Below are 17,460 nucleotides of genomic sequence, written 5' to 3'. Positions count from 1 at the left end.
TTTCTCCAAGTGGAAGGGCGAGGGTTGCCGCGCAAGCGCGCGCGGCGTGGAATATCGATCAGAACTGGTGGCGCAGGCCGACCATGACGGTGGTCTGGTTGTCGTTGCCGTCAAGGCGGCGGCCGCTGTCGCCGGTCCAGTTGGTGGTGTTGTTGCCGAACAGGCCGGACCAGTCGCCGTGCACCCAGTCGTAGGCCACGGCCAGGTAGGCGTCGGTACGCTTGCTGAACGCGTAGTCGGCCACGGCGTAGGCGGTGGTGCGGTTGCCGCTGAAGTTGTCGGCGCGCGTGCGGTTGTGCATCACGCTGCCGGTCAGCGTCACGTTGCCGGTAATGGCGTAGTTGGCGCCGACGGTGAAGAAGTCGTCGCGGCGGCTGCCGTTGAAGACCGAGTTGATGGCCGCGCGGTTGGTCGGCGTGGGCGCGGTCGACATGCTCGTGATGGTGGCCGTGTCGGTGCCGCCGCGCGACGAATCGAAGCCGCCGTCGCGGTCGCTGTAGATATAGTTGGCAAAGAGGTTGCCGCGGCCGACCGATGCCTTCAGCCCTGCCATGTAGATGCGGGCCGCACGGCTCTGGATATCGCGGGTTTGCTGGAAGTCGCCGATCGCCGTGATCGGGCCGGCCGCGTACTTGAGGCCCAGCGATACCGACGAGCTTGCCGAACCTTTGCCTGCCGTTTCACCGAGCGCATATTCGGCGATTACGGAGACCGGGCCGAAGTTGCCGGTGTAGCTGACCCCGTTGTCGTAGCGCTGGCCGGTCAGGTAGACCATCCAAGAGTTCGACGGCGCCGCGCCAACGCCGAGCGGGTCGACGTAGTACAGCATGGTGTTGGCCGTGGTGTACTGCCGGCCCATGGCCAGCTCGCCCCAGCGGTTGCCGATCCTCACGTAGGCCTGGCGGCCGAACAGCTGGCCCTGCTGGTCCAGCTTGCCGGTATCGGTCAGGAAGCCGTTCTCCAGCACGAAGCCGGCCTTGACCCCATCGCCAAGGTCTTCGCTGCCACGCAAGCCGAAGCGGCTGCCCGACAGGAAACCCTCGCCGCCCTGCTGCAGGCCAAGCACGGCGTCACCGGCCGGGTTCGAATGCGTCTGGTACGTCAGGCCACTGTCGATGACGCCGTACAGCGTCAGGCCGGACTGTTGCGCCATGGCGGCGGCAGGCAGGCTAAGCAGCAGAGGCATGGCCGCGCGGGCGGCGCGGCGGACGGGGTGGCTCATTGTGGTTTCTCCTCCAGTGGGTAATAGGGTGTCCGCGCGGGGGCGCATCAGCGCAGCCTGCGTCGGTGGTTGTCTTGTTCGAATTGGCCGGGCACTGCCGGCCCGGCGGCGTCAGCGAGGCCTGCGCTTAGCAGGCAAAGCCCGGCCAGTCCTGCATTCCTGCCGGACCATGGATGCGCGACAGCGCAAAGGTCTCGCCTTCGCGAATGGTCTCGACCTGGCCTTCGGCCGGGAACCACAGCGCATGGCGCTCGCCCAGCACGGTGCCGTTAGTGCCGTCGCTGTACAGCGCCGAGCCTTCCGGCAACGCAAACACCTGCTCCGGCGCATTGATATTCAGGAACTCGGCCAGCCGCTCTTCACGGCTTTCGCCGTTATGGCCGGCCGGCTTGCCGCTGATGAAGTGCGGGTTGATCTGGAACGGCACCAGCCCGAGCGCGCGCAGGGACGGCGGCTGCACGATCGGCATGTCGTTGGTGGTGCGGATGGTCGGGCAGGCCACGTTGCTGCCAGCACTCCAGCCCACGTACGGCGTGCCGGCGCGCACCTTCGCGCGGATCGCGTCGACGATGCCGGCTTCATACATGCGCTTGAGCAGCGCGAAGGTATTGCCGCCGCCCACGGCGATGGCCTCGGCCTCGTTCACGGCGCGCAGCGGATCGGCGCTGTGGTGGATCGACTCCAGCGCGTAGCCCAGCCGTTCGAACACCGGCTTGACCATGCCCTCATAGGTGTCGAAACTGAACGTCACGCCGGCGAACGGCACGAACAGCACCTTGCGCGGTTCCTTGCGCAGCACGGTGTGGATCTGCTCGCCGGCGTGCTCGAGATAGCCGAGGTTGTCCTTGCGCGAGCTGCTCATCAGGAGGATGCGTTGGGTCATGTCTGGGTTTCCTTCAGGGATTCGGTTCGGGGCTCGGGCTCAGGCCACGGCGGCGCGGATCAGCGCGGCCACGCGGTCGATTTCCTCGTGGGTGTTGAAGTAGTGCAGCGACACGCGCGCCATGGTCGACACGCCATAGCGCGCCAGGATCGCGTCCGCCATGAAGTTGCCGGCTTCGATGATGCATTGCTGCGCTTCAAGCGCGGCGACGATGCTGGCCGGGTCCACGCTGCGCACATTGAACGGAACGATGCCGATGCGGTCGGCCACGTTGGCCGGGCCGTACAGCTCGAAGCCCGGGATCGAGGAGAATTTCGCCACGGCGTATTCGGTCAGGTCACGCACGCGTGCCTCGATCGCGTCGATGCCGATCTGCATGGCGTAATCGATGGCCGTGCCCATGCCCAGGATCGCCGGCACGATCGGACAGCCCGCCTCGAAGCGGCGCGCGCCGGCGACGAACGACAGCGCGCCGGTTGCGCGGTCATAGGCGCCGTTCCACCAGCCGGCCAGCGCCGGCTCGATCTGTTCGATAAGCGCGCGGCGCACATACAGGAACCCCGAGCCCTCGGTCGCGCGCAGCGCCTTGCGGCCGCAGCCGGCCAGGAAATCGCAGTCGAGTTCGCCCACGTCCGAGCGCAGCATGCCCACGCTTTGCGCGGCATTGACCAGCGACAGCACGCCGTGGCGGCGCGCCACGGCGCAGATCTGCGCGGCGGGCTGCACCGCGCCCGTGGAGTTGGGCAGGTGCGAGAACGTCAGCAGGCGCGTGCGCGGCGTGATGGCCGCGTCAAAGGCTTGCGGCGACAGCAGGCCTTCGGCATTGGCCGCCACCATCTTCACCACGATGCCGTGGGTTTGCTCAAGGCGGCGCCACGGCAGCAGGTTGCTGAGCATCTCGGTGTCGGCCACCAGCACTTCGTCGCCGGCCTGCCAGGCAATGCCGCGCGCGATCAGCGAGATGCTTTCGGTCGCGTTCTTGGTGAAGGCGATCTCGTCGGCGGCCGCATTCAGCAGTGCGGCGAGCTTGCCGCGCACGGCGTCCACGCGCGCATAGGTCTGCTTGCGGAACGCCGGCAGGTAGATGCCCACGTGTCCGGTATCGAGCAGGTAGCTGCGCACGGTGTCGAGCACCGCATCGGGCGGCAGCGATGCCGCCGCCGTGTCGAGGTAAATGGTGGAGGCCGTCAGCGGGGTGCCGGCACGGATCGCTTGGATATCCATGGAACGTCTCAGGTAATGCAGGGGAAGGGTGTTACTTGCGCAGCTTGGTGACCGAGCCGACGAAGCTGAACAGCGCATCGCCCGCGATCACGCCGCCGGCAAAGGCGCTCATCTCGGCTACATGCTTGTCGCCGCGCAGGCGCTGCACGATGAAGCGGATAAGCAAGCCGGCCAGCACTGCCCATCCGGCCAGCGGCGAGGCGATCAGCATGCCGGTCGAGAGCAGGATGCCGAGCTGGCGCTTGGACCCGCCGATCAGCTGCAGCAGCGCGCCGGGAATGGCCCAGATCACCAGGTTGCGCGCGATTTCCGCCGACGAGCCGGCCTTGATCGACGCCGCGTAGACGCGGTCGACGGGCGGGATCAGGTTCTGCGCGAAGAAGCTGCCGTGGAACACGAGCACCACCACCGCGGCCACGGCGAAACCGATCATCGCCGCCAGGAACTGCTGCTTGCGGCCGGCCAGTTCGGCTTCCATGTCGCGGCCTTCGCCGCGCAGCAGGTAGCCGGTCTTGAGGTCGTAGCCCATGTCGGCGAAAGCCGGTCCGGTCGCGGCCGAGAAGCCCACCAGCACCGCCAGCGCCGTCGGCGGGAAGCCGATCAGGATGCCGATGGTCAGCGTGATCAGCGCCACCGCGAAGGCCGGGAACCAGCCCGAATGCATCGCGGCGATGCCGACGATCAGCTCGTGCACATAGGCGGCGAACGCGGCGTAGAGCACGAACACCACCAGCATGCCCGGCGACATGTCGGACACATGGCCGGCCAGCACCGAGATCAGCAGCGCGATCGCCAGGTAGATCAGGAAGCCCCCCGACAGGATGCGGCTGGCGCGCGAGGCCGGCACTTCGATCGTGCGCGCATCGGCCGCCGGCGCGTGGCGTGCACGGCGGATTTCGAAGGCGACTTGGAACAGCGCCACGATGCCCGCGCCGATCATGAGGCCGTGCGGGATGTAGGCCTTGGCAATATCCACACCGGTCAGCGCCACCGAGTAGCCGCGCACCAGCAGGCCGATGCCGAACATTGTCAGCGCGGCCAGGTTGCCGAGGAACGCTGCGCCGAACGCGGACATCGGCACGCCGAGCCACGCGCCGCCGACGCCCACGGCAATGCCCAGGCCCAGGAACGCCGCCTTGCGGCCGCCGCGGTCGCCGGCCCAGATGGCTTCGGCGGTGGCAATGCCCGCGGGCCACGTACCCGTAGCCGGGAAGATCTTGCTGCCGAACAGGAAGTACAGCATGGCGCCATCGACGAACATGGCGATCACTGCGCCAATCAGCATCGGCGAGGCCAGTTCCGGCATGCCCATGGCGTACGGCACGCCGATCGGGATCATCAGCGAATTGGCCGCGCCGAACGTGGCCGACGAGATCGCCGTCTGCACCAGGTTCTGGCGCTCCAGCACGCGGAAGCGCCGCGTGACCTCGAGCGGGATGCGCGAGAACACGATGGCGATCAGCGCGCCGATGATCGAGGTATTGGCGGAGATGCCCAGCGACACGATCAGCTGCATGCCGATCATCGCGCCGAACACGGACAGCACGACGGAAACCAGCAGCAGGAGCGGCTCCATGAAGCGCGTTCTTGTCGCTGGTTGCGCCACCCCCGGCGCGTTCAGTTCTGTTTGCATAGGCGTCATGTCTACCGTTCCTCCCTAGTGTTGTCTCGTTTCGCGCGCCCCGCCAGTTCCGCTGGCCGCCCGCTGTGTGTTGTCAGCGCAGGAACCCTGTCACCGGCCCGATGGTGTCGCGTGCCGCCCGCAGCGCATCGAGCAGGCGCGGCAGGGCGTGTTCATCGAGCCGCTGCAGCGGCCCGGCAATCGCGAGCGAGCCGATCACGGCGCGCGTGTCGCGGCTATACAGGGGTACCGCCAGTCCGGCCACGGTCGCCGTAGATTCCTCGCAGGTGTAAGCCCAGCCTTCGGCACGGACCCGCACCAGGCGCGCTTCGAGTTCTGCCTCGGCCAGGCCAGCGCGTTGTGCCACGCGCTGGCGCAGTGCTTCCGGCTGGAAGGCCAGGATTGCCTTGGCATGGGCGCCCGCGTCGAGCGCGAAGCGCTGACCCACCTCGATCGAAAAGCGCAGCTGGTGCTGGCTCTGCGCGATGTCCGTGCACAAGCCTTCGTCACCGTCCAGCCACGACAGGAACACGGTCTCCCCGCTCTGGCGCGCCAGCGCTTCGAGCGCGGGCTGCACGACCTCGGCCGGCGAAAAGGTCTTGCGCATGACTTGCCCAAGTTCGAACCAGCGCAGACCCAGGCCATAGCGGCCCATGGCGTCCTGCACCAGGAAGCCGTTGGCGGCGAAGGTGGCGAGCACGCGATGGACCACGGCGTGATGCACGCGGCTTTCACGCGCCAGTTCGCGCACGCCCCAGCTTGGCTGGCGCGCATTGAAGTGAGTCAACAGCGCCAGTGCGCCGTCGAGGGTCTTGAGCATTTCGATTGCCTTGTGTCTCTTATATAGAGACAACGTCTCTGATACAGAGAAATGCTAGGCCTCGGTGACCCTCTGCAACAATCAGGGTTAACGCGCATACGACGGGATACGGTCGGGGCGCGAGACGTTGGCGTCTCATGCGAGGGAGGCGCTGGAGAGCGTCCTATACTTGGCACGGACCCTTCGCCAGGGAGGCGTGCATGCCTGCAGAAGACCCCGGATTCAGCGATGAAGCCGCCCGGATCGCGCAAAGGCGCCGGCAGCTTGGCCTCTCGGCGCGCCCCGGCGCGGACACGCGCAACTGGGCCATGGCGCTGTCCGGCGGTGGCATCCGCAGCGCGACGTTCTGTCTCGGCGCGCTCCAGGCTCTGGCCAGCACGCCGCTGAAACCAGCGGCGGAGCCTGACGACGCGCCGCCAGGGGCGGCGGTCCCGCCAGCCTCGATGCTGCCGCAGTTCGACTACCTGTCCACGGTCAGCGGCGGCGGCTTCCTCGGTGCCTTCTTCGCCAGCCTGTTCGTGCCGGGCCGCCTGCGGCGCGGCACGAACCCGGTACAAGCGGCGGCCGACGCGTACCACACGCTGCAGTGCGAGCCGCCCGGGCGCATCCGTACATCGGTGTCCTATGCAGCCGACCCGGGCCGCGGCGCCGTGGCGTGGCTGCGAGAAAACGGCCGCTACCTGTCGCCTACCGGCGCCGGAGACAACCTCTACGCCGCCGTGCTGGTCCTGCGCAACTGGCTGGCGATGCATTACGTGATCGGCAGCGCGCTGCTGCTCGTGCTGGCCTTGCTGGCGCTGGGCCAGTACATGGCCACGGGCATGTCGTACAGCCTCGGCCGCTACGAGATGGACTTGCTTCATGACGCGCGCCAGGCGTTCAACCAGGGCGAATGCATGGTCTGGTGGAGCACCTTGCTGTGGTTGCCGCTGGGCTCGGCGCTGCTGCTGGCCGTGCCGCCCGGGCTGGCCTACTGGATGGTGTATCCGCGTGCCAGCGACCCGCAGTCGGCGGCGCGCTTCCTGAGCCCCGGCCCGATCGTCGCGACGATCGTGGCCATCCTGCTGCTGCTGGCGGCGCGGTGGGTCGTGTGGCTCGGCCCGGGACTGGTGCTGGCCTGCATCCTGGCGGCGGCTGGCGCCCTGACGCTGCTGGCCGTGCTGTGCTGCCTGGCCCTGCTCGTGCCGGCGCCGCGCGCGGTATCGGACTATCGCGTGCGCGCCACGCGCGCCTTGCGCAGCGCGGTGGCGTTGACGCTGTGGCTGCTGGCGCTCGGCCTGGCCGATACCATCGCGCGCACGACCTTCCTCTATGCGTCCATGACGGCGTCGGCATGGCGCGCGGGCGTTCCCGCCGGCGTGTTGGCCGCGCTGGTCTGGCTGGTGCGCTACGCTGCTGGCCTGCGCGACGAAGGCAAGCGGGACAGTGCCGATACGCCGTGGCGCGCGCTGCAGGCGCACCTGCCCGTCTCGCTGATGGCCGGGGCACTGGCTGCGCTGCTGGCGCTGCTGGTGTACGTGCTGTGGTCGTGGCTGGTGCTGGTCGTGCGCTGGAACGGACGCGAGCCGGTGGACTGGCTCGTGTTCGGCAATGCCTATACAGGCCCGGTGCTCGTCGTACTGGTGCTGGTGGCGCTGTTGCTGGCGATGGTGGCAGGGCGCTTCACGGGCTTCCTGAACCTGTCGACGCTGCAGCCGTTCTATGCGGCGCGGCTCACGCGCGCCTACCTTGGCGCATCGAACGGCGAACGCTTCGTCCCGCATCCGGCGAACAGGCAGGGACGCGAGCGCTTCAGCGTGGCCGAGCCGGTGCCCGGCGACCAGCTCAGCCTGAACACCTACTACGATCCGCGCGTGCTGGCGCCGCTGCATCTGATCAACGTCACGCTGAACCAGACCGTCGATCCGGCCGAGCAACTGGTGCAGCGCGACCGCAAGGGCAAGCCGCTGTGCGTCGGCCCCGGCCCCAGCGTAGTCCAGCCGGGAACGGCGCAGGCTGACAGCTATGCGCGCTTTCTTGTCGACGGGCGTCCTTGTTGTCCGGATCTGTCGCATCCGGGAACGGCCCGGGTCGCCGATTCCCGCACCGTGGGCGACTGGATCGCGATCTCCGGCGCGACGCTGGCCACCGGCATCGGGCGGGCCACGACGCTCGGCACGTCGCTGCTGATGGGCTTGGCGAACCTGCGGCTCGGTACATGGTGGCCGTCTTACCTGCATGACGGTCCGCGCCACGCGGGCCGCGTGCCGGCCGCGCAGCGCCTGCCCGAGCGTGCCACGCACCCGGTGCTGGCGCGCTTCAGCGCGTTGTTCCGTACGCAGTATTGTCTCGCTTGCGAACTCGCCGCGCGCTTCCACGGCATGCATCGCGGCTGGCAGTACCTGTCTGACGGCGGTCACTTCGACAACACCGGCGTGTACGAATTGCTGCGCCCGGGACGCGATGTGTCACTGATCGTGCTGTGCGATGCCGGCGGCGATCCCGACTACCGCTTCGGCGACCTGGCCAACCTGATCCGGCTCGCGCGGATCGACCATGGCCTGGAAATCGTGGTGGATATCGAGGCTGCCACCACGCATCCGGTACTGAGCACGGTGTTCGGTACGCCGGAAGATTTTGGTGCGCAGGCCAATAGCGCGGCGGCGGGCAAATGCGCGGTGCTGCTCAATGTGTACCGCGCGGGTCCGGCTGCGGGGCGGCAAGATCCGGTCTGCCGCATCGTGCTGCTCAAGCCGCGCCTGGCGGACTGGGCGCCAGCCGATGTGCAGCAGTACGGCGCGGACCATCCGGCTTTTCCGCAGGAGGCCACCTCCGACCAGTTCTTCGACGAGGCGCAGTGGGAAAGCTATCGCGCGCTGGGCCACGCCATCGGCGCGCGCGTCTTTGGCGGCGCGGTGGGGCAGGCGCTACTGGCAGGCTGAATGCGGGAACCCGGCTTAGCGCACGAAGCCGATCACCTCCTCGAGCCGGCCGCTGGCATCGCGCAGGGCCTCCAGCAGGCGCGGCACCGCATCGTCGCCGAGCCGCTGCTGCGGGCCGGCAATGGCCACCGAGCCGATCACCGCGCTGTGGTCGCGCGACCACAGCGGCAGCGCCAGCCCTGCCACGCTCGCGGCGGCTTCCTCGCGGGTATGCGCCCAGCCGTGCTGGCGCACCTCGGCCAGCTGGGCTTCGATGGTGTCGCGGTCCAGCGTGGTGTGCGGCCCCATCTTTTCCATGCCCTGCCGGTAGACCTCGCCGCGGAACGCGTCGTCCTGGAACGCGAGCATGGCCTTGGCGTGCGCCCCGGCATAAAGCGGAAAGCGCTCGCCCAGTTCAATCGAGAAGCGCAACTGGTGCTGGCTCTGCACCAGGCCCACGCACAGGCCCTCATGGCCGTCAAGCCACGACAGGAAGACCGTCTCGCCACTTTGCGCGGCCAGCTTTTCCAGTACCGGGCGCACGATCTCGTCAGGCGAGAAGCTTTTGCGCACGACCTGGCCGAGCTCGAACAGGCGCAGGCCGAGCGAGTACTTGCCGGTGGCCGCGTCCTGCACCAGGAAGCCGTTGGCCGCGAAAGTAGCCAGCACGCGATGCACCACCGCGTAGTGCACGCCGCTGTGCTTGGCGAGTTCGCGCACGCCCCAGGTGGGCTGCCGCACGTTGAAGTGGGTCAGCAAGGCCAGCGCGCCGTCCAGTGTCTTGAGTGTCATACCGATTTCCTGCTTCGCATGGGGCAGCATGGTACGGGACAAGCGGCGCTGCGCTCAATCTTTACCCCACCCAACGCACTCCGATCGATGCCGGCGCCGATAACCACGCCACTGGTAAGGCCGCGTGGCGGCCGCCAGCACGATTGCCCGGGGCTTACTAAGATAGCGGACGCTTTCGATTCCCGCGCGCATCGGCCGGCACAGGCCCGCCGACGCGCCAAGGCAGCTTCCATGACGACCTCCATCCCGTATTCTGTTCTCGACCTGGCCCCCATTGCGCAGGGCAGCGATGCCGGCCAGGCCATGCGCAACGCGCTCGACCTGGCGCAGCACGCCGAGCGCCTGGGCTACCGCCGCTTCTGGCTGGCCGAACACCACAACATGCCAGGCATCGCCAGCGCCGCCACCGCCGTGCTTATCGGCTACGTGGCCAACGGCACGCGCACGATCCGCGTGGGCTCGGGCGGCGTCATGCTGCCCAATCATTCGCCGCTGGTGGTGGCCGAGCAGTTCGGCACGCTGGCCTCGCTGTTCCCCGGCCGCATCGACCTTGGCCTGGGTCGCGCGCCCGGCACCGACCAGGCGACGGCGCGCGCGCTGCGCCGGCAATTGTCGCAGGACACGGCCGACTCGTTCCCGCAGGATGTGGAAGAACTGCAGGCCTATTTCGATGACGTGCGCCCTGGGCAGCGCCTGCGCGCCGTGCCCGGCGCGGGCCTGAAGGTGCCGCTGTGGCTGCTTGGCTCCAGCCTGTTCAGCGCGCAGCTGTCGGCGGCGATGGGCCTGCCGTTCGCGTTTGCCTCGCATTTCGCGCCGGGCTTCATGCGCCAGGCCGTGGACCTGTACCGGCGGACGTTCCGGCCTTCCGCGCAGCTGGAGCGGCCCTACGTGATGCTCGGCCTCAATGTGTTCGCGGCGCAGACCGACGCCGAGGCCCGGCGCCTGTTCAGCTCGCTGCAGCAGCAGTTTCTGGCGCTGGTGCGCGGCACGCCGGGGCAGTTGCGCGCGCCCGTGGACGATATCGAGGCGCTGTGGAACGAGAGTGAGGCAGACCATATCCGCCGTTCGCTCGCGTGCTCGGTGGTGGGGAGTCCGGAAACCGTGCGCGCCGGCATGCAGCGCTTTGTCGATGACCTGCGCCCGGATGAACTGATGCTGACCGGCCAGATCTTCGACCACGCCGCGCGCCTGCGCTCGTTCGAGATTGCCGCCGACACGGCGCGTGCGCTGACGCCGGCGGCCTGAAGCGGGAATCGCCTTCGAAGGCCCGGCCGCGCAAGGGGCCGGGGCAGTCCTGTCCCCACCGTACTGGAATGCCGCCTGGCGCACATGGCTGCGGCGGCGATGATATCGGTTTGCACCGTCCCGACCGCGTCGGATACAGTAGGCAGCCAGTACAGAGTCGCGCCATGACGCGACCGGTTCGCCAGTCCGCCAATGTGCCCTCCGCGGCGCACGCCGCGGAGACGACAAGGAGACAGCGATGGACCTGCGGCAACGCGAGCACATCGAGACGGTAGTCCACGCCACCACCTACCTTCCGCCGCCAGCCCTGCCCGCGGACCGGCCCACGCACGATGCCGTGATCGAGAATTCGTGGCGGCGCTGCGTGCACCAGTACGGGCTGGACCCGTCGCGCATGCAGGAAGCCCGCATCGTGCCGCAGACGCGGCTGCGCGAACACCAGCAACGCATCGACGATTTCGCGCGCATTGCGCGCCATGGGCTGGAGAGCTTGTATGCGCAGGTCGCGGGCCTGGGCTACGTGGTGCTGCTGACCGATGCGCAGGGCGTGACCGTCGACTACATCGGCGATGCGCGCACCGATACCGACCTGCGCCATGCCGGCCTGTACCTGGGCGCGGAATGGAGCGAGTGCGGCGCGGGCACATGCGCCGTCGGCACGGCCTTGTTCACGGGCGAAGCCCTGACCGTGCACCAGGCCGATCATTTCGACGCCACCCACATTCCGCTGACCTGCACCGCCGCGCCGCTGTTCGATACGCACGGCAACCTGCACGCGATCCTGGACATCTCCGCGCTGACGTCCCCGAATGCAAAGGACAGCCAGGGGCTGGCGCTGCAGCTGGTGCGCATCTACGCGGCCCATATCGAGAACGCGAATTTCCTGCGCGCGCATCACCGCGACTGGATCCTCAAGCTGAACGTCGCCCCCGAGTTCGTCGACGTCAACCCGGAGTACCTGCTCGCACTCGATGACAGCGGCCGCATTGTCGGACACAACCACCGGGCGCGGCGGATGCTCGAAGGGGAACTGGCCACCGGCACGGTGCTGGGCCAGTCGTTCGAGACGCTGTTCAACGCGCGGCTCGAAGACCTCGGCCGCTATGTCTACTCGCGTCCGAGCGAGCAGCGCCTGGTGGCGCTGAACCGCAGCGGCGGCCTGCTGTACCTGAGCGTGATGCCGCCTGCCTTGCGCTGGCAGGCCAGTGGCGCGCAGGAGCGCCCAACGCCGCTGCCGGAGCCTCTGGCGGCGTTGTGCGGCGGCGACCCCGCGCTGCAGCAGCAACTGCAGCGCGCGGCGCGGCTCGTGGATTCCCCGATCAACCTGCTGATAAACGGCGAGACCGGCAGCGGCAAGGAGTACCTTGCCAAGGCGCTGCACCTGGCCAGCGCGCGCCGCGGGCAGCCGTTCGTGGCGGTGAACTGCGCCGCCATTCCGGAAACGCTGATCGAGAGCGAACTGTTCGGCCACCTGCCCAACAGCTTTTCCGGCGCCGGGCCGCGCGGCAAACGCGGGCTGATCCAGGAAGCGGACGGCGGCACGCTGTTCCTCGACGAGATCGGCGACATGCCGCGCGAGCTGCAGTCGCGGCTGCTGCGCGTGCTGGCCGAGGGCGAGGTGCTGCCGATCGGCGCGGCGCGTCCGGTGCCGGTCCGGCTGCGCGTGATTTCGGCGACCCATCACCGGCTGGAAGACCTGGTCGCGCAGGGGCGCTTCCGCGAGGACCTGTTCTACCGGCTCAACGGTGCCCGGTTCGCGCTGCCGCCATTGCGCGATCGCACCGACTTCGAATGGCTCGTGCAGAAGATGCTCGATGAAGGCGGCCAGCGCGGCATCACGCTGTCGCCGCAGGCGCGCGACCTGCTTTGCCACCACCGCTGGCCTGGCAACCTGCGCGAGCTGCGCAACGTGCTGGAGTACGCGCGCGCCGTCTGCGCCGGCGGGTATATCGATGCCCATGACCTGCCAGATGGCCTGGGCGCCCTGATGCCAGTGTCCGCCGTGCCGGTGCTGCCTCCGCAGCCGGAGGACGCGCCGGAACTGCCGCCCGAGGCCATGCTGCTGATGCAGTACCTGCGTGCGTCAGGCTGGAACCTGAGCGCTGTCGCGCGGCAGATCGGCGTGAGCCGCATGACGCTGTACCGCCGCATGGAGCGCTACGGCATCCAGTCTCCCAACCGCCGCGACGGCGACCCGCCCCAGCCATAACAGCCATAAAGCTGCCAACGATACAGCTGTCCAGCGCTGTACACCTGCCCTGTGACACCTGTCACGCCATGAACGCCGCCGGCACTGCCCGCGCGGCGGCCTGACCCGCGTTTCCTGCGGGTTATCCCGCAACTTTTCCGGTCCCCTGCGTGGCTACAGCGCGCCGTGCGTGCTGGCACAGCCATTGCAATCTGCCTGTCAGCACAACGACAGACAGGAGACAGGCCATGCAAGCACGGTCCGACGGTGCGCCGCTGGTAGGCATCATCGCCAACCCGGTGTCGGCGCGCGATATCCGCCGCGTGATTGCCAATGCCAACAGCCTGCAGTTGTCCGATCGCGTCAACATCGTGCTGCGGCTGCTGGCCGCGCTGTCGGCCTGCGGCATCGACCGCGTGATGATGATGCCGGATCGCGAAGGCCTGCGCGTCATGCTGGCCCGCCATCTGACCCGCCACCAGGGTCCGGACGCCGGGCTGCCGGCGGTCGAGTACATCGACATGCCGGTCACGGCGCGCGTCGACGATACGCTGAATGCGGCGCGCCACATGGCCGATGCCGGCGTGGCCGTCATCATCGTGCTCGGCGGCGACGGCACGCACCGTGCGGTGGTGCGCGAATGCGGCGGCGTGCCGGTCGCCGGCCTGTCCACCGGCACCAACAATGCGTATCCGGAAATGCGCGAGCCGACTATCACGGGGCTGGCGGCGGCTTTGTATGCGACGGGCCGGGTGCCGGCCTCGCTGGCGCTGGCATCGAACAAGCGGCTCGATATCGTGATCCGCGATGCCGACGGCGGCTTCCGGCGCGATATCGCGCTCGTCGACGCGGTCATTGCCCATGAACACTTCATCGGCGCGCGGGCGCTGTGGAAAGCCGACACGCTGGCTGCCGTGTACGTAGCCTTCGCCGATCCGCAGGCCATTGGCCTGTCCGCCATCGCCGGGCTGCTGGAGCCGTTGGGCCGGCGCGAGCCGGGTGGCCTCGCGATCGAGCTGGCCGCGCGGGGGCAAGGCGAGTTCGAGCTGCGCGCGCCAATTGCCCCGGGCCTGCTGTGCCCGGTTGACGTGGCGGGCTGGCAGTACCTGGAGCATGCCCGCCCGCATCGCGTGCGCCAGCGCTCCGGCATCGTCGCGCTCGACGGCGAGCGCGAACTGTCCTTCGGCCCCTGCGACGAAGTCAGCATCACCCTGCACGAGCACGCGTTCCGCAGCATCGACGTGGCCGCGTGCATGCGCTATGCCGCGCGCGAGCGGCTGATGCGCAGCGTATCTGTCACGCAATCAGCAAGCACGTATTGAGGCAGCCGTACCACCACAACTTCAACCCAAGGAGACAACCATGAGCGCCAGTGCCATGCAAGCCGGCCCCAGCGGGCTCGACAAGGAGACCCTGCTGACGGTGTATCGCAAGATGCGCACCATCCGCGATTTCGAGGAACGCCTGCACGTGGACTTCGGCCGCGGCGACATTCCGGGCTTCGTGCACCTTTACGCAGGCGAGGAAGCCGCCGGTGTCGGCATCCTGCACCACCTGCATGACGGCGACCGCATCGCCAGCACGCACCGTGGCCACGGCCACTGCATTGCCAAGGGCGTCGACCCCGTAGCGATGATGAAGGAGATCTACGGCAAGAAGGGCGGCTCGTGCAACGGCAAGGGCGGCTCCATGCATATCGCCGATCTGTCCAAGGGCATGATGGGCGCCAACGGCATCCTGGGCGCGGGCGCGCCGCTGATCTGCGGCGCCGCGCTGGCCGCAAAGTTCCGTGGCAAGGGCGAGGTCGGCATTACCTTCTGCGGCGACGGCGCCTCGAACCAGGGCACCTTCCTTGAGAGCCTGAACCTGGCCGCCGTGTGGAATCTGCCGGTGATCTTCGTGATCGAGAACAACGGCTATGCGGAGTCGACCTCGCGCGACTACGGCACCGCGGTGGACAGCTATGTGGATCGCGCGGCCGGCTTCGGCATTCCCGGCGTGACGGTGGACGGTACCGATTTCTTCGCCGTCCATGAGGCCGCCGGCGAAGTCATCCGTCGTGCGCGCGAAGGCGGCGGCCCGGCGTTGCTCGAATGCAAGATGGTCCGCTTCTACGGCCACTTCGAAGGCGATGCGCAGACTTATCGCGCGGCCGGCGAGCTTGACGATATCCGCGCCAATCGGGATTGCCTGAAGCTGTTCACGCGCACGGTGACGCAGGGCGGCGTGATCTCGCGCGAGGAGTTCGATGCGATCGACCGTGAAGTTGCCGCGCTGATCGAGCACGCCGTGCAGGAAGCCAAGGCCGCGCCGCTGCCCGGGCCGGAAGATTTGCTGACCGATGTCTATGTGAGCTACTAACCGCCAACCCGACGCAGCTATCCAATCATCAGGAGACAGAACATGGCTCGCAAACTGAGCATCAAGCTGGCGATCAACGAGGCGATCGACCAGGAAATGACGCGTGACCCCAGTGTAATCATGCTGGGTGAGGACATTGTCGGCGGCGCCGGCGCGGACGGCGAAAAGGACGCCTGGGGCGGCGTGCTCGGCGTGACCAAGGGCCTGTATGCCAAGCATGGCGACCGGCTGCTCGATACGCCGCTGTCGGAATCTGCCTATGTGGGCGCGGCGATTGGCGCGGCGGCCTGCGGCATGCGGCCCATCGCGGAGCTGATGTTCATCGACTTCATGGGCGTTTGCTTCGACCAGATCTTCAACCAGGCCGCGAAGTTCCGCTACATGTTCGGCGGCAAGGCCGAGACGCCTGTGGTGATCCGCGCGATGGTCGGTGCGGGCTTCCGCGCGGCCGCGCAGCACAGCCAGATGCTGACGCCGCTGTTCACGCATATCCCGGGCCTCAAGGTCGTGTGCCCGTCCACGCCGTATGACACCAAGGGCTTGCTGATACAGGCGATCCGCGACAACGACCCGGTGATCTTCTGCGAGCACAAGAACCTGTACGGGCTGGAGGGCGACGTTCCCGAGGGCGCCTATACGATTCCGTTCGGCGAGGCCAATATCGCGCGCGACGGCAAGGACGTGACCATCGTTGCGTACGGGCTGATGGTGCATCGCGCGCTGGACGCGGCGGCGACGCTGGCAAAGGAAGGCGTGGAAGCGGAAGTGATCGACCTGCGCACGCTATCGCCCTTGGACATGGACACGGTGCTCGAATCGGTCGAAAACACCGGCCGCCTCGTCGTCGTGGACGAGGCGAGCCCGCGCTGCAATATCGCAACCGATATTTCGGCGCAGGTGGCGCAGCAGGCGTTCGGCGCACTCAAGGCCGGCATCGAGATGGTATGCCCGCCGCACACGCCGGTGCCGTTCTCGCCGACGCTGGAAGACCTGTATATCCCGAGCGCCGCGCACGTGGTGGCAGCGGTGCGCAAGACCATGAAGGGAGGCAAGCACTGATGGCCACAGCAATGACTCCGATTGTGATGCCCAAGTGGGGCCTGTCGATGAAGGAAGGCACCATCAATGCCTGGCTCGTCGACGAAGGCGCCGAGATCTCGGTGGGCATGCCGATCCTCGATGTGGAAACCGACAAGATCGCCAACGCCGTCGAGGCGCCCGACGCCGGCACCCTGCGCCGCAAGGTGGCCGGTGTGGGCGACGTGCTGCCGGTCAAGGCATTGCTTGGCGTGCTGGCGTCAGCGGAGGTGAGCGATGCGGAAATCGATGCCTACATTGCGGCTTATGAAACGCCGGCGGACGACGGCGGCGAGGAGGAGGCCGGACCCACGTACCAGTATGCCGACGTCGACGGCATCCGCGTCCGCTACGCCCGCAAGGGCAACGCGGAGCAAGCGGTGCTCTTCATTCACGGATTTGGCGGTGACCTGGACAACTGGCTGTTCAACCTCGACGCCCTCGCCGACGCGTACACCGTGGTGGCGCTTGACCTGCCCGGTCACGGACAGACGTCGCCGCGGCTCGCGGGCACGACGCTGGCGGAGATGGCCGGCTTTGTAGCGCGATTCCTCGACACGGTGGGCATCGACGCGGCGCACGTGGTGGGCCACTCCATGGGCGGCGGCATTGCCGCGCAGCTCGCCGTCGATGCGCCGCGGCGCGTGCGCTCGGTGGCGCTGGTGTCGCCGGCGGGCCTCGGCGATGAGATCAACAACGGCTATACAGAGGGCTTTGTCAGCGCGCAGTCGCGGCGCGAACTCAAGCCAGTGGTCGAGCTGCTGTTCGCCAACCCGGAGCTCGTCAGCCGGCAGATGCTGGACGACCTGCTGCGCTACAAGCGGCTCGACGGCGTGCAGGAATCGCTGTCCACGCTCGGCGCGAGCCTGTTCGCCGAGGGCCGCCAGCGGGAACTGCCTGGTCAGCGGCTGGCGGATACGGGTACGCGCACGCTGGTGGTGTGGGGCGCGCAGGATCGCATCATTCCCAGCGCGCACGCGCAGAACGCGCCGGCTGGCGCCACGGTGAAGGTGTTCGGCGATGCCGGGCACATGAGCCAGATGGAAAAGGCCAGCGACTTCAACGCGCTGCTGCGCAAGCACCTGGCCGGCTGAGGTGGTTGGCGCGGGCGGACCGTAGCACCGTCC

General features: G+C 68.1%; 13 protein-coding genes. 7 read left to right on the top strand and 6 right to left on the bottom strand.

From position 1 onward, the window contains the following. Positions 1–58 precede the first annotated feature (58 nt). From ACIGJC_RS27420 to ACIGJC_RS27400, 5 genes are all read right to left on the bottom strand, one after another. Positions 59–1,222, bottom strand: a complete 1,164-nt coding sequence (locus ACIGJC_RS27420) for a porin (protein WP_483712643.1) — start codon at positions 1,220–1,222, stop codon at positions 59–61. Between the two features lie 127 nt (positions 1,223–1,349). After that, entirely contained in the window at positions 1,350–2,105 is a 756-nt protein-coding gene (gene pepE, locus ACIGJC_RS27415) for a dipeptidase PepE (protein ID WP_483712641.1), read from the bottom strand. Positions 2,106–2,144: 39 nt separating this feature from the next. Next, positions 2,145–3,329: an aminotransferase class V-fold PLP-dependent enzyme gene (locus ACIGJC_RS27410; protein WP_483712639.1), complete on the bottom strand. Its 1,185-nt coding sequence runs from the start codon at positions 3,327–3,329 to the stop codon at positions 2,145–2,147. Between the two features lie 31 nt (positions 3,330–3,360). Continuing rightward, positions 3,361–4,971: an OPT/YSL family transporter gene (locus tag ACIGJC_RS27405; protein ID WP_483712638.1), complete on the bottom strand. Its 1,611-nt coding sequence runs from the start codon at positions 4,969–4,971 to the stop codon at positions 3,361–3,363. A 73-nt stretch (positions 4,972–5,044) separates the two neighbouring features. Further along, positions 5,045–5,770 (bottom strand): IclR family transcriptional regulator, encoded by a 726-nt coding sequence (locus ACIGJC_RS27400; protein WP_483712637.1) that lies wholly within the window; start codon positions 5,768–5,770, stop codon positions 5,045–5,047. Positions 5,771–5,970: 200 nt separating this feature from the next. Here ACIGJC_RS27400 and ACIGJC_RS27395 point away from each other — a divergent pair, with 200 nt between their 5' ends. Beyond that, a complete protein-coding gene (locus tag ACIGJC_RS27395; RefSeq protein ID WP_483712635.1) occupies positions 5,971–8,691 on the top strand; it encodes a hypothetical protein in 2,721 nt (906 codons plus the stop codon). A gap of 15 nt (positions 8,692–8,706) precedes the next feature. Here ACIGJC_RS27395 and ACIGJC_RS27390 read toward each other — a convergent pair whose 3' ends face one another. Further along, positions 8,707–9,462: an IclR family transcriptional regulator gene (locus ACIGJC_RS27390; RefSeq protein ID WP_483712634.1), complete on the bottom strand. Its 756-nt coding sequence runs from the start codon at positions 9,460–9,462 to the stop codon at positions 8,707–8,709. 231 nt (positions 9,463–9,693) lie between these two features. Between ACIGJC_RS27390 and ACIGJC_RS27385 the strand changes: the two genes are divergently transcribed. From ACIGJC_RS27385 to ACIGJC_RS27360, 6 genes are all read left to right on the top strand, one after another. Beyond that, complete coding sequence (locus ACIGJC_RS27385) at positions 9,694–10,707, top strand: LLM class flavin-dependent oxidoreductase (protein ID WP_483712633.1); 1,014 nt, start codon at positions 9,694–9,696, stop codon at positions 10,705–10,707. A 238-nt stretch (positions 10,708–10,945) separates the two neighbouring features. Beyond that, the gene (locus ACIGJC_RS27380; RefSeq protein WP_483712631.1) at positions 10,946–12,916 is read left to right on the top strand and encodes a sigma-54-dependent Fis family transcriptional regulator; all 1,971 of its coding nucleotides are present in this window, start codon (positions 10,946–10,948) and stop codon (positions 12,914–12,916) included. A 227-nt stretch (positions 12,917–13,143) separates the two neighbouring features. Further along, entirely contained in the window at positions 13,144–14,217 is a 1,074-nt protein-coding gene (locus ACIGJC_RS27375; RefSeq protein WP_483712629.1) for an ATP-NAD kinase family protein, read from the top strand. Between the two features lie 40 nt (positions 14,218–14,257). Then, positions 14,258–15,256 carry a thiamine pyrophosphate-dependent dehydrogenase E1 component subunit alpha gene (locus tag ACIGJC_RS27370; protein ID WP_483712627.1) on the top strand — a complete coding sequence of 333 codons (999 nt, stop codon included), beginning with the start codon at positions 14,258–14,260 and terminating at the stop codon, positions 15,254–15,256. A 42-nt stretch (positions 15,257–15,298) separates the two neighbouring features. After that, positions 15,299–16,315 carry an alpha-ketoacid dehydrogenase subunit beta gene (locus ACIGJC_RS27365; protein ID WP_211950366.1) on the top strand — a complete coding sequence of 339 codons (1,017 nt, stop codon included), beginning with the start codon at positions 15,299–15,301 and terminating at the stop codon, positions 16,313–16,315. Continuing rightward, positions 16,315–17,427: an acetoin dehydrogenase dihydrolipoyllysine-residue acetyltransferase subunit gene (locus ACIGJC_RS27360; RefSeq protein WP_483712626.1), complete on the top strand. Its 1,113-nt coding sequence runs from the start codon at positions 16,315–16,317 to the stop codon at positions 17,425–17,427. Before ACIGJC_RS27365 ends, ACIGJC_RS27360 begins: the two co-directional genes overlap by 1 nt. The last annotated feature ends 33 nt before the right edge of the window (positions 17,428–17,460 follow it).

The organism is Cupriavidus sp. C3SS-1, assembly GCF_057073755.1.
Note: the sequence above shows the minus strand (reverse complement) of the source record. Positions and strands in the feature narration are given on the sequence as shown.